The sequence below is a fragment of the Pseudarthrobacter siccitolerans genome, assembly GCF_030823375.1.
Classification (GTDB): domain Bacteria; phylum Actinomycetota; class Actinomycetes; order Actinomycetales; family Micrococcaceae; genus Arthrobacter; species Arthrobacter siccitolerans_A.
In genome coordinates, this window is the sequence record NZ_JAUSXB010000001.1 from 4030021 (window position 1) to 4043243 (window position 13223).

The window sequence follows — 13223 nt, forward strand, 5'->3', positions numbered from 1 at the left end:
GACAAAAGCGGAAACTCTTGTGCCGGGCGCATGACAAGGCGTCTTCTGCCAGTCATTGCATTGACGGCGGCTGCTGAAGTGTTCTAGTGGCCGTCATTCGGGTAGCTGACGCCCAGCTGGGCCCGTACGCCGTCGAAAAGCCGCATGATGTTCAGAGTGTCCTCCAGCGGCATCACGGGACTTTCCGTGAGGCCCTGCTGGATACATCGTGTCACCTCACGCAGTTCATAGGTGTAGCCGCGGCCCACAACGTCAAAGGACTCAACACGTCGTTCGTCCCATCCGGATCCAATAACCAGCTCACGCGGATTATTGATCGACCCGATGCTCTGCAGAAAGCCTTTGCTGCCGGCCACGCTGGCCGTGCGCGGACCATGTGCGAGCAAGGAGGACGTGAGCTGGGCCTGGGCTCCATGGTTGTATCCGAGCGTCATGGCATTCTGCGCATCGACGCCGTCGTCATTAACAAATCCCGTGGCGCTGACCGTTTGCGGGAATCCAAGGGTGCCCAATGCCCACAGCAGCGGGTAGACCGAAAGATCCAATAATGCACCGCCGCCGTCCTTCCTGGCCCAAAGCCTCGCCGTCGGTGAATACGGAGCAGGAAACCCAAGATCGGCGGTGACCCAGTGGACGTCGCCAATCTCTCCGGAAGCAGCAATCTCGAAAGCCCTCTGCATGCTTGGCAGGAAGCGGCTCCAGACTGCTTCCATCAGGAACAGGTTGCGGCTGCGGGCCAGGTCAATCAGTTCGGATGCTTCCCGGGCGTTGATGGTGAACGCCTTCTCGCAGAGAACGTGTTTGCCCGCTTTGAGGGCAGCGAGCACAATCTCATGGTGCTGGGCGTGGGGCGTCGCCACATAGACAACGTCCACCGCCTCATCGGCGAGCAGCCGCTGGTAGCCAGCCACTCCGCCGTCGTCTCCATACCCCCTGGCGAAGTCGTAGGCCACAGCAAACGCGTCCGCAGTGTCCTGCCCGCGGGAACTGACGGCATACAGTTCGGCATCAACCAGGAGGGCAAGGTCCTCCGACACGGCGCGGGCGATTCCCCCGGTGGCGATGACTCCCCAGCGAAGGGGAGCTCCCGTGGCGGAGCGGGGATCCTGGTCGGGCTGGCTTGAAAGCCACGGCTTGGCGATAGGCGCACTCATGGGGACCATCCTCTCACCGCAGTGCTGGAGCGGCTGGTAGTACTCGCGGGAAGTGATGGAGGGTCGAAGGAAACGCGACGAAAAGTGATGGAGGGTCGAAGGAAACGCGACGAAAAGTGATGGAGGGTCGAAGGGAACGCGACGAAAAGTGATGGAGGGTCGAAGGGAACGCGCAGGTTGTCAAGCTGTGTGGAGTCATTGGGTTTGCTATGTGGGTGTTTTTGTTGCTGGAAGGTTGATTCCTGTGTGGCTGTGGGGGGTTGGTGTGGTGGGGCGCTGGTGAAAGCGTCCGGGGTTTTTGTCGTAGTAGCGCTGTAATGCGTGGTCGCGTGTTTTCCAGGTTTCTTTCCACGAGCCGTCGTGGACTTCGGCGGGCGAGAAGAGTGCGATGCCTGAGTGTTTGTGTTGGGTGTTGTACCAGGGCACGTAATCGGCAAGGTAGGCCCTGGCGGCCTCGACTTCTTTGAACACACGTGGATAGCCGGGCCGGTACTTCATGGTCCGGAACCCGGACTCTGAAAAGGGGTTGTCGTTCGAGACGTAGGGCCGGTTGTGGGAGAGTTCCACTCCGTGGCTGGTGAGAGTATCGCGGAGCAGGTTTGATCGCATCGCGGGCCCGGAGTCGGCGTGAACTATGCGCGGGGCGCCGTGCCGTGCGATCGCGGTTTCGAACATCTCCACGGCGAGGTGGTCCGCTTCGCGTTCCTCAACCCGCTAGGCAACCATCTGGCGGGAGTAGATATCAAGGACCGAATAGGCCTTGAATGCTTTTCCCCGCCAGGGTGAATACAGGTCCGTGATGTCCCAGGACCAGACCTGGCCCCGGGCCGGTGGTCATCACCACGGGCTTCTCCCGTGGCGGCCGGTGGTTCCCTTTCCTGGTCGGGATGGTGGGGCGCAGCATCTGGTCCTCGATCTGGGCTGCGATCCGCCACCAGGTCCGGCGGGACGCGAGCATCATCCCATTGTCCCAAGCCGCCGCATAGGAATGGTCAACAGAAACCTGCTCGGCCCAGCCGTCCAGAATGTACTCTGCGATCCGGTCGCGGTCCGCCGTGCTGATCCGCGATTCATAGGCCCGCTCAGATTGTCCGAGCGGATCCTGCACGCGTTCGCGGGGGTTCTGCCGGTAATGCCAGGTCGAGCGGGATACGCCGGCAAACTCGAGGGCTTGCCGCTGCGAGCCGGTGAGCGTTGTCAGCTCCCGGACGAGCCGGTTCTCGGCTTCGATGAACCTTTCGGACCTTTCGTCCGGGCCGTATCGGGCTCTGGCACGCTCAACTCGTGCAAGAGCCCGATAGCTTTTCCCAGAGCTGTATTCGTGCCTTCAAGTTCACGGATACGACCCTTGAGCTGTTCGACTTCGGACTCGTGTTGGGCGATCTCCTTGGCGCGCGCTTTTTCAAACGCGGACCACTCGCCATTCGTGCGGGCCATATTCCCATGCTCTCGTGGAATCAGATTCCGGTCGAGATCACCCTCCTGAATCATCTTCCGCCACCGCCGGAACGTCCACTCAGTCACCGGCTGAGAGGCAAGCCATTCCTTCCTCGTCCCGTACGGCTGCACGTAATACTCATGCACCAATTCCCGAATCTCATCACGGCTAATACCTCGCGGACCAACAGTCACGGCTGCTCCTGCTCCCTTCAATCAATGACTGACTCACAACCAGCCTGACGCAGAGGGACGCGACGAAAAGTGATGGAGGGTTGGAGCAGCGGGCGGACGGCGGGGGAGGGCCGCGCCGCTGGACCCTCCCCATAGCTGCTGGACCCTCCCCATACTTGTCAGTGCTGAATGCCCGCCCGTGCGTCTAAACGGCTAGACAGAGGCGGACACCACAGGCCTGCGCACCGGTTCCTCCGTCAGTTTGCCCTGCTGCAGGCGGAAGCGGCGGTCCGTTTTGTTGGCGAGAGCGCGGTCGTGCGTGACAACGAGGATGGTGGTGTTGTGGTCCCGGCTGAGCGAGCTGAGGAGTTCGATGATGTGGTCGCCGGTTTGCTCGTCAAGGTTTCCGGTGGGCTCATCGGCGAGGATCAGTTTGGGCTCGTTGGCGAGGGCGCGGGCGATCGCCACCCGCTGCTGCTCACCGCCGGAAAGCCTGTTGATGCGCCGGTCATGCTTCTGGGGATCCAGCTGCGCCAGCAGGTCCTTCGCGCGCTGCAGCCGGGCGGCCTTGCGCATCCCCGCGAACTCCATGGGCAGCATCACGTTGTCCACTGCGGAGAGGTTGGGGATCAGGTTGAACTGCTGGAAGACAAAGCCGATGTCCCGCCTGCGGTACTCCGTGAGCTTCGAGTCGGGCATGCTGGCCAGGCTCACGCCGTTGACGAGGACGTCCCCGCTGGTCGGTTTGTCCAGCGCACCCAGGAGGGACAACAGGGTGCTCTTTCCACTGTCGCTCTTACCGACGATGGAGGCGAGGGTTCCCTGCTCGAGCTCGAAGCTGACGTCCTTGACCGGTTTGATGGTGCGGTCACCGGAGTTGAAGGTGCGGACCAGGTTCATGACTTCAATCATGGTTATTCTCCTCGCAGGACTTCGATGGGACGGATGCGTGCCGTGAGCAGCGCCGGGACGAGCGCGCCGATGATGGCCACGCCAAAGACAGCTCCGATGCCCGCCGCGATCACGCCGGGGGATGCACTGGCGGTGACGGAGGTCATCAGCTGGGCTGCCTCGCCGAACGGTCCTCCCTGGCCACCGGGGAAACCTGCTCCGCCTGGCAGGCCGGCACCTCCAGCAGCCCCAGCCATGGCGGCCGCGCGGCCAGTGGTGGGGGCCGTCGTCGTGCTGGTGCTGTTGGTACTGATCAATGCGGAGGCGATGCCGCCGCTGGCGAAGGAGGCGATGGCGGCGCCGGAAGCACTGCCCAGAGCTGCAAGGACCAGGGCTTCCAGGACGAACTGCAGGCCGATAGTGCGGTTGGGTGCGCCGATGGCTTTCAGTACACCGATTTCCCTGCGGCGCTCGCAGCCCTGCGCACGGGCCGGCATGATCAGCAGGATGATCATGCCGGCCCGTGCGCAGGCCTGCGATAAAGGGCGATAAGGAGATGTTCTTGACGCTGCCGAGGGAACTGACTGCGGTCTCGAGGTTCTGCCCCTGGGTGACGTCGGCGGTATCGGTGCCGAGGGCGGACTGCAGTTCAGCCCTGGCGGATTCGACGTTTTCCAGTGAGTCCACGCTGATGATCATGCTGGCGGGCTCGCCGGGGAGTCCTGCGAGTGCTTGGGCAGTGGGGAGCGTGACGTAGACGGCGTTGTTGCCGAAGGTGGTGCCGGCGTCGAACAGGCCTGCGACTGTGTAGGTCTGGTCGTTGATGGTGCAGGTTGATCCCACAGTGAGGCCGTTCTTTTCGGCCAGCGTGGTCCCCAGCTGGGCGTTGGCTGATTCAGCGGTGTAGTCGCCCAGCCCCGCGCCTTCAGTGATGGCCAACGCCTTGCCCGTGGTGTCCACTTCGGCTCCCACCCCCGTGGCAGTGACTGGCAGTGAGCGGACGGGCTGCTGCGTGGTGGTTCCCGTGGTGCCGTTGGCCGCCTGCCCGGCCGCTTCCGCTGCGTTGCGCAGGCGAAATGACTGGGTCCCGACGACGGCACTGACGTTGAGGACGGCGGCAGCGGTAGCTGCCTGCGCGGTGGTCAGCGGCTCGCCACCACCTTCAAAGCCCTGCCCGCCGGCGGGGTTTACGGTCAGGACCGTGCAGACGGAGGCGTTGAGCTCCTGGACAGGGCCAGGCCGATGGCGACCGCCAGCACCGCAACGACAGCGGCGGTGTGGACCTTATTTCTGAAGGCGTTGCTTACGCTCCGGGCAAGGACGCTCACGAACTCCTATGGTTCAGGTACCGGCGCGGGGGCCGGCTTCGGCTCCGCTCAGATGCCGCATCCTGCCGGGAACCGGCCGGAGCTGTGCTTGGGCTGTGAAGTGCTTGCCATCCTGACATCCGGCCACTGCAAGTACCCTGGCCATGGCGATCACGGAAGACGTCCTGCGTCTCCAGCCCTGAAAAAGCCCGGCCCCCCAAAAAGGGACCGGGCTTTTTTCAGTGCAAGGCTCTTACTTGGTGATGGGGCCGAGGACCGGATCGTCCGTGTAGGCGGTCTTCACGTTCTTGGAGGTGACGATGGTAGGCGGCAACAGGTAGGCGGGAACGCGCTTGAACTCGTTCTTGTAGTTGCGGTTGTCGTTGATTTCCAGCGCAGTGCCCTGCTGCAGGTCCTTGATCATGGTGATGGTGTGTTCGACGATCTTGCGGGTGTCCTTGTTGATCGTGGAGTACTGCTCGCCGGCCAAGATGGACTTGACGGATTCAACTTCGGAGTCCTGGCCGGTGACAACAGGTAGCGGTTTGCCGGCGCTCTTGACTGAGGTGATCACGGCAAGGGCCAACTTGTCGTTCGGGGACAATACTCCGTCCAGTTCAGCGGAGGAGTAGCTGCCCGAGAGCAGGGAGTCCATCCGTTTCTGGGCGTTTTCCGGCTTCCAGTCCTGTGTGACAGCCTTCTGGAAGTCAGCCTGCCCCGAGACAACCTTCAGGGTTCCGTCAGCGATCTTCGGCTGCAGGACACTCATGGCCCCGTCGAAGAACACCTTGGAGTTGGCGTCATCCGGGGAGCCCGCGAAGAGCTCGATGTTGTAGGGGCCGGCTTTCTTGGCCGCCATGCCTTCCAGCAGCGCCTGGCCCTGGAGTTCACCAACCTTGAAGTTGTCATAGGCAACGTAATAGTCGATGGCCTTGGTATTGGTCAGCATCCGGTCGTAGGCAATGATGACTGCGCCGGCGTCCTTAGCCTGCTGCAACTGGGTGCCTAGCTGGGCGCCATCCACAGCGCCGACCACAATCACCTTGGCCCCGGAGGTGATCATTGTGGAGATCTGGTTTTGCTGATCCGGAACGCCGTTGTTGGCGAACTGGACGTTTGGCTTGAACCCGGCCGCGGTGAGGCCATCGTTGAACAGGTTCTCGGCAAGGGTCCAGTTCTCGCTGGTCTTCTTTGGCAGGGCCACGCCGATCACGGAGTCCTGCGGGAAACCGGCGAGTGCGCTGCCGGCCTTGGCAGCTTCGGCGTCGACGTCGGACCGGCCGCACCCTGTCAGGGAGAGCGTGGCCACTGCCGCGAGGACGGTCAGGCTTTTTGCGATTTTACGCATATGAATATTCTTTCTGGTCCAAAGGCGACCGGCTTGACCGGCCGCCGTCGCGGTCTATTTAGGTGACTCTGCTGGTTCGGCGGGAGTGATGATCTCTGAGGTCTTGACAGTCTCCTTTTGCGCGGTGGCTGGCTGGTTCGAACGCAGTCCGTTCGTCAGCATCCCGATGATGGACCGCCGGCCCTGGCTCTTGTTATAGACATCGATGGCCACAGCGATCAGGAGCACCAGACCCTTGATGATGGATTGCATGTCGGAGCCGACGCTGAGCAGCTGCAGGCCGTTGTTGAGCACGGCCATGACCAGGCCGCCGACGATCGAGCCGATGACCGTTCCAACGCCGCCGCTCACTGCCGCGCCGCCGATGAAGACTGCTGCAATGGCATCCAGTTCCCAACCGACGCCGTCCGCGGGGCCGGAGCTGGTTGAACGTGCAACGAACATCATGCCGGCCAGTGCGGCAAGGATGGACATGTTCATCATGACCAGGAAGTTGACTTTCTTCGACTGCACACCGGACAACTCAGCGGCATGCCGGTTGCCACCCACGGCATAGACGTGGCGGCCGAGGACTGTCTTGCTGGTGATGAAGACGTAGACGGCAACCAGGCCCACCAGGATCAGGCCCGAGACAGGGAACGAGGTTCCGTAGCGTCCTGTTGAGAAGAGCCAGGTGACGTACAGGACTGCGCCGGCCAGCAGCACGAGCCGGGTCACCGGGATCCACAGGGGATCAGGAGTGGCGCCGGTACGGGCTTCGATGCGGCGGCTGCGGAACTCCAGGAACACCACGACGGCGATCAGCAGGAAGCCGAGGATTACAGTAGGGGCGTTATAGCGGGCGAAGTCGCCGATCTCCGGCAGGAAGCCTGCGCCCATGACACGGAATTCATCGGGTACGGGAACCGTCAGGGACTTTCCGACGAACTGGTTGGCACCGCGGAAAAGCAGCATTCCGGCCAACGTGACAATGAAGGCCGGAATGCCCACGTATGCCACCCAGAAGCCTTGCCACGCCCCAATGGCGGCACCCAGCACCAAGCCCAGGAGGATGCCGAGATACCAGGGGATGCCCCAGTCGCGCATGGCTATGGCCACCACGATGCCCACCGCGGCCGCAACGGAGCCAACGGAAAGGTCGATGTGGCCCGCAATGATGACAAGGACCATGCCGATGGCCAGGACAAGGATGTAGGAGTTTCCGTTGAACAGGTTGATCATGTTCGTCGGTGTCAGGACTTTTCCGCCGGTGAATATTTGGAAGAACAGCACCAGCGCCACGAGGGCAATGATCATGCCGAACTGGCGGGTGTCACCGCCGAAAATTCTCTTTAATGCATTCATAATTGTTCCGTTCTCGGCTTAGGCGTTTTGTGCAGTGGGGGCGGCGTTGGCACCCGCACGCGGGTCTGAAGTCATGAGGCGCATCAGGCTTTCCTGGGTGGCCTGTTCCTTGTCGAGGACGCCCGTGATGGAACCTTCAAAGATGGTGTAGATCCGGTCCGAGAGGCCTAGCAGCTCGGGAAGTTCCGACGAGATGACGATGACGCCCTTACCCTGGGCGGCCAGTTGCTGGATGATGCCATAGATCTCGTATTTGGCGCCCACATCGATGCCTCGCGTGGGTTCGTCGAGAATGAGGAGTTCAGGGTCGGTGAACATCCACTTGGCCAGCACAACTTTCTGCTGGTTTCCGCCCGAGAGCTTGGCCACTCCTTCGTTCACGGTTGGCGCTTTGGTGCGCAGGCTCTTGCGGTATCCCTCGGCCACCGTAAACTCCCGCCGCTTGTCCACGACGAGTCCCTTGGTGATGGCCTTGAGGTTCGCCGCGACCGTGGTGGTCTTGATGTCGTCCAGCAGGTTCAGTCCGAGGCTTTTGCGGTCTTCAGTGACGTAGGCGAGCCCCGCTTTGATTGCCTGCGGCACGTTCCGGATGTGGAGTTCCTTGCCGTCCATGAAGATCTGTCCGGAGATGAAGTTTCCGTAGGAACGGCCAAAAATGGAACGGACAAGTTCCGTGCGGCCTGCGCCCATGAGCCCGGCGAATCCGACAATCTCGCCGCGGCGCACTGTAAAAGCGGAATTTTTGCACACCAGTCGGTCGGGGACCTGCGGGTGGCCGACGGTCCAGTTGCGGACTTCGAAGAACACCTCGCCAATCTGGGGGGTGTGCTCCGGGAAGCGCGATTCGAGCGAGCGGCCCACCATTCCCTTGATGATGCGGTCCTCGTCAACGCCGTCCGCCACGATGTTGAGGGTTTCGACCGATTTTCCGTCGCGGATGATGGTGATCTCGTCGGCGATCTGTTCGATTTCGTTGAGCTTGTGGGAAATGATGATCGAGGTGATGCCTTTGGCCTTGAGCCCGAGCATCAGGTCCAGCAGGTGCTGGGAGTCGGATTCATTCAGGGCAGCAGTGGGCTCGTCCAGGATGAGCAGCTTTACGGACTTGTTCAGGGCCTTCGCGATTTCAACCAGCTGCTGCTTGCCCACGCCGATTTCCTTGACAGGGGTGTCCGGTTCTTCCCGCAGGCCCACACGGGCCAGAAGCTCAATGGTCCGTTTGCGTGCTTCTCCCCAGTTGATCACTCCGCGCTTCGCAGGCTCGTTGCCCAGGAAGATGTTCTCCATGATGGACAGTTCGGGGATCAGGGCGAGTTCCTGGTGGATGATCACAATGCCGGCATGTTCGCTGGCCCGGATGTCCCGGAACTGCTGGACCTGGCCCTGATAGACGATGTCGCCGTCGTAGCTGCCGTACGGGTACACGCCGGAGAGGACCTTCATGAGGGTGGACTTGCCGGCCCCGTTCTCACCGCAGATTGCGTGGATTTCACCGGCCTTCACCCGCAGGCTCACGTCCGACAAGGCTTTGACGCCAGGGAATTCCTTGGTGATGGACCGCATCTCGAGGATGATCGGTTCCGTTTGCGTGGTCTGGGACGTCATGAACCCTAACCCTCCAATGCAATGACTTCTTTGTCCGGCCGGCAAAGCGCAGGGCCGTCTGATCCAAAAGTAAACTGGATCACCTCTGTTGTCGTCAAGTCTTTAACGCAATCGCGGGATAACGAAATGGTCTAGGTCTTCCGGATTCCCGCGTGCTGGAACACCAGGGCGGCTGCTCCGAGGGCTTCCGCGCGGTCGCCGAGGGAGGACATGGTCAAGGTTGTGCTCTCGCCAATCACCGGCACGGCATGCCTGACCAGTCCCCTCCTGATGGGGTCCAGGAGGAGGTCGCCAAGACCTGCCAGTGGCCCGCCCACCACGATGACCTCGGGGTTGATCAGGTTGGCGACGTTGCCCAGCGCGCGCCCGACGGCCAGCCCTGCGTCATCGAGCACCCGGAGCGTGGCCGAGTCGCGGGCCAGGGCCTTCCGGACGATATCGGCTGGGGTCAACGGCCGGTCTTCGCCCCGGCTCAGGAGCTCGATCATGGTTGTGGTGGAAGCGATCGTTTCAAGGCAGCCGCGGTTTCCGCAGCGGCATACCAGCCCTTGTTCGTGGATGGTGGCATGACCGATCTCACCGGTAATTCCCACGTTGCCGTAATAGGGCGCGCCGTTCAGGATAAGGCCCGCTCCGATGCCCGATCCGATTTTCAGGAACATCAGGTTGCTGACCCCGGTGTGCTGGCCCCAGGTGACCTCCGACCAGGCGCCAAGATTGGCGTCATTGTCAATAAACACGGGGATATTGAGCCGCTCCTCCAGATGCTGAAGGATGTTGATGCCCACCCATTCGGGCAGGATCGCCCCTTGGGCCACGGTGCCGGAACGCCGGTCAATGGGGCCGGGAATCCCGACGCCGGCGCCCACCACTGCGGTGCGCGCTATACCGCTTTCCTGCAAGAGTTTCTCGAGCAGGACCACGGCGGCCTGGATGCCTTCCTCGGCCTGGTGGCCGAGCGGCAGGGCAACCGATTCCTCAGCGATGACGTGGTAGCTGAGCGAGGCCAGGACCACCCGGAGATGCCTTCGGCCGAAGTCGATTCCAACCGCCACCGCCCCGTTGCTGTTGAGCCTGACATTCAGCGCGCGCCGGCCCGAACTTGTGATGGGTTCGGTGGATGCCATGCCGGAATCGAGCATGATCTTGACGATGTTCGAAACTGTTGCCGTGGACAACCCGGTCTGCCTGGCCAGTTCCGCCTGCGTGGAAGGGCCCCCCATCAGCGACTCGATGATGCGTTGCTGGTTCAGTTGCCTCAGGGCCGATTGGGAGCCGGGATTCTTAGGCTTGCTCCTCGTTGAGCGCGATGTTGCGGGCATGCTTAGAAGATTGCCCCATCCGCAGTCTTGTAGTCAAGAAGTTAACGCAATGAGGCTCGCAGGCGCCGATGCTGAGAACAGGATGATCTGCCCCCTCGAGGGGAAGAATCGGTGCAAATGGCCCGCAGAACGTCCAAGTACGCTGGTTAGTCTGAAGTCAGGCCTCTTAACGTTGGCCGTTCCGACGAAGGAAGGTGGCCGCAGTGTTGCTGGCACTCCTGCAGGCAAACGCTGTTGTGATGGATGAGGATGCCAACCTGGCCGCCATCGATGCGGCCGCAGGGGCGGCTGCCGCAGCCGGTGCGGCGATTTTGCTGACCCCGGAACTCTTTCCCACCGGCTATGCCCCCCGTCGGGTCCGTGCGGAACTGGACCCCGCCGGCCTGCCGGAGCTTCGCGCGAAGCTCGCGGGCATCGCCCGGCGCCATCGGATTGGCCTGGTGTACAGCCTTCCCCGGATCACCCCGGAGGGGGAGTGGCATATCAGTGCCACCCTGCTTGATGCCGGGGGGACCAGCGTGCTCACCTATGACAAGGTGCATCTCTTTGGCCGCGAGGAACGGGCCGCTTTCAGTCCCGCCGCCCGACCTCCCGCCGTCGTGGATTTCAATGGAATCCCCACCTCCATGGTGATCTGCTATGACGTCGAATTCCCTGAGGCGGTCCGGGCCGCTGCCGTCGCCGGTGCCGAACTGCTCCTGGTTCCCACCGCGCTGGCCCATGGGTTCGACGACGTTCCCCAGGTGCTGCTGCGGGCCCGGGCGCTGGAAAGCCAGGTGACCATTGCCTACGCCAACCACTCCGGCGTCGAAGAGGGGTGCCGGTTCCTCGGCGGCAGCGTGATTGCAGGGCCGGACGGCAAATTGCTGGCAGCGGCCGGGGAAGAACTCCAACTCCTGTATGCCGAGGTGGATGAAGGGTCCGCTGCACGGGCCCGCGATGAAGTGCCCTACCTCGCCGAACGGCGGCCGGAGATCTACCGTTCCTGGGACTCCTGAGCATTCCCGGCCAGCAGGGCCTCTTCGTACTGGAGTGCGATCCATAGCTCGGCACGGGACTGGGCCTGGCCCAGGTCCATGTCCAGCAATTCAGCGATGGCATTGATTTGCCGGCGCACGCTGTTCCGGTGCAGGCCCAGCTCCTTCGCCGTGGCGTCCCAGCTTCCGTTCGCCGCCAGCCAGGACCGGAGGACCCGGAGCTGTCCGTCGCGGCGTTCGGGCTCCAGCTCAAGCACGGGCGCCAGGAGCCTTGCTGCCAGCATGGTGCCGGCTTCCCTGCCGAGCAGGCCGGTGACGGACCATGTCACCTCCGCCTCGCGCACGCTTTTGCCCGCGGCGATGACCCGGGGCCGCAGCGACGAGGCGCTGCGGTAGGCCTCCGCCAGGCCCGGGAGCTCCGCCGGCTCACCCACCACCAGGCGCCACCCCAGCTGTTCCACCTCGGCCACCAGCTGGTCATCCACCTTCAGCCGGGTCACGGCCGTGAAGCCGTAGTCGGTCAGCTCCACCATCTTGCTGTCGAACAGCCGCCGCCACTGCAGCAGTTCCCGGACCGGCCCGTCGTCGGCAGCAGGGGCATCCGCTGCCCGCATTCCCTGCACCACCCGGACGTGGCCGGAACGCGTTCCCGCTACGCTTTGCGCCAACAGATCCTTCAGCCCGTTCAGCTGCCTGGTGTTGCCCCCCGCCAGTGTTTCGGGGTGGAGCAACAGGGCGGTGGCGAGCTGGCTCGGGGCGAGCGACCCGCTGGTGCGTTGGCGGACCAGCAGTTCCAGGAGTCCCACCACGGAAGAGACCACACTGTTTTGCGCCGGCGTCAGTGACTTGTCCGCGCCCAGCACCAGGCTGCCCAGGGTTGCGTCCTTGCTGCTCCGCAGGGGGTGGCCGAATACCTGTGCCGAGCCGGGGGCATCGAACGTTTCGGTTTCCACCCGGGGTCCGCTGCCGGTAACGAGTTTCTTCAGGAGGGGCTGCAGCTGGGCCGGTTCGACGGCGGCACCCGCCCGGGCGCGCACGCGCCCGTCCGCGCCGAAAAGGACCGCCCACACCGGCACCCGCTGCGTCAGTGCCGCCAGCAGTTCATGCTCCGGCCGGGCCGAGAGGACCGCCCGCATCAGGTGGCGGTTGGTCTCCGCGAGTTGCCGGAAGACCTGCGCATTCCCGGACTCGAGCAGTTTGGAGAACTCCAGCCCCAGCGCGGCAAAGGGCACGCTGGCCGGGACCTCCACCAGGGTGAGTCCCTGCCGCCGGCAAGCTGCCAGCACGTGCTCCGGCACGCCGTCGTAATAGGGCTGAAGGCCGAAGCCCAGCGCCGCCACTCCTGCGTTGACGAGCCGGCGGACATACTCCTCGGCCCGGGCCTTACCGCCGCCCTTGTCCATGCCTCCGTTGCCGTCACCTTTCCCATCCCCACGGAACGGCAGGCCCGCGGTGAGGACAAATTCACCGTCGAGCAGGTAGGGGGTGGGGTCCTCCAACTCGCTTGGCTCCACCCAGCGCAGGGGCACATGGCGGTTGCCGGCGTCGTGGACTAATGTCACCGCTGCCGGGAGCGCGTCGAGGAACTGTCCCAGCGTGACAGCGTCAAACTGATCCGGGCTGCCGTCCGCGGCTGGTGCATTACGTCTCATGGATGATCACTA

The 13223-nt window shown here is 63.1% G+C and carries 11 protein-coding genes and 1 pseudogene; 1 reads left to right on the forward strand and 11 read right to left on the reverse strand.

What is annotated here, in order from left to right; genetic code table 11:
* Positions 1-83: 83 nt before the first annotated feature.
* From QFZ36_RS18800 to QFZ36_RS18845, 10 genes and pseudogenes are all read right to left on the reverse strand, one after another.
* The gene (locus QFZ36_RS18800) at positions 84-1154 is read right to left on the reverse strand and encodes a Gfo/Idh/MocA family protein (protein WP_306638581.1); all 1071 of its coding nucleotides are present in this window, start codon (positions 1152-1154) and stop codon (positions 84-86) included.
* Between the two features lie 207 nt (positions 1155-1361).
* Complete coding sequence (locus QFZ36_RS18805; protein ID WP_306639274.1) at positions 1362-1829, reverse strand: integrase core domain-containing protein; 468 nt, start codon at positions 1827-1829, stop codon at positions 1362-1364.
* A gap of 67 nt (positions 1830-1896) precedes the next feature.
* On the reverse strand, positions 1897-2262 hold the full coding sequence (locus tag QFZ36_RS18810) for a hypothetical protein (RefSeq protein ID WP_306638582.1): 366 nt from the start codon (positions 2260-2262) through the stop codon (positions 1897-1899).
* Positions 2263-2351: 89 nt separating this feature from the next.
* The gene (locus tag QFZ36_RS18815; RefSeq protein WP_306638583.1) at positions 2352-2786 is read right to left on the reverse strand and encodes a hypothetical protein; all 435 of its coding nucleotides are present in this window, start codon (positions 2784-2786) and stop codon (positions 2352-2354) included.
* Between the two features lie 192 nt (positions 2787-2978).
* Positions 2979-3677 carry an ABC transporter ATP-binding protein gene (locus QFZ36_RS18820; protein WP_306638584.1) on the reverse strand — a complete coding sequence of 233 codons (699 nt, stop codon included), beginning with the start codon at positions 3675-3677 and terminating at the stop codon, positions 2979-2981.
* A gap of 2 nt (positions 3678-3679) precedes the next feature.
* Positions 3680-4984 (reverse strand): annotated as a pseudogene (locus QFZ36_RS18825) (ABC transporter permease).
* 232 nt (positions 4985-5216) lie between these two features.
* Complete coding sequence (locus QFZ36_RS18830; protein ID WP_306638585.1) at positions 5217-6311, reverse strand: substrate-binding domain-containing protein; 1095 nt, start codon at positions 6309-6311, stop codon at positions 5217-5219.
* Positions 6312-6365: 54 nt separating this feature from the next.
* Positions 6366-7655 (reverse strand): multiple monosaccharide ABC transporter permease, encoded by a 1290-nt coding sequence (mmsB, locus tag QFZ36_RS18835; RefSeq protein WP_306638586.1) that lies wholly within the window; start codon positions 7653-7655, stop codon positions 6366-6368.
* 18 nt (positions 7656-7673) lie between these two features.
* A complete protein-coding gene (mmsA, locus tag QFZ36_RS18840; RefSeq protein ID WP_306638587.1) occupies positions 7674-9260 on the reverse strand; it encodes a multiple monosaccharide ABC transporter ATP-binding protein in 1587 nt (528 codons plus the stop codon).
* A gap of 131 nt (positions 9261-9391) precedes the next feature.
* Positions 9392-10582 (reverse strand): ROK family transcriptional regulator, encoded by a 1191-nt coding sequence (locus QFZ36_RS18845; RefSeq protein ID WP_306638588.1) that lies wholly within the window; start codon positions 10580-10582, stop codon positions 9392-9394.
* Positions 10583-10785: 203 nt separating this feature from the next.
* Between QFZ36_RS18845 and QFZ36_RS18850 the strand changes: the two genes are divergently transcribed.
* On the forward strand, positions 10786-11580 hold the full coding sequence (locus QFZ36_RS18850; protein ID WP_306639275.1) for a nitrilase-related carbon-nitrogen hydrolase: 795 nt from the start codon (positions 10786-10788) through the stop codon (positions 11578-11580).
* Here the strand turns inward: QFZ36_RS18850 and QFZ36_RS18855 are convergent.
* Complete coding sequence (locus QFZ36_RS18855; protein WP_306638590.1) at positions 11559-13211, reverse strand: PucR family transcriptional regulator; 1653 nt, start codon at positions 13209-13211, stop codon at positions 11559-11561. The genes QFZ36_RS18850 and QFZ36_RS18855 overlap by 22 nt on opposite strands.
* Positions 13212-13223 lie beyond the last annotated feature (12 nt).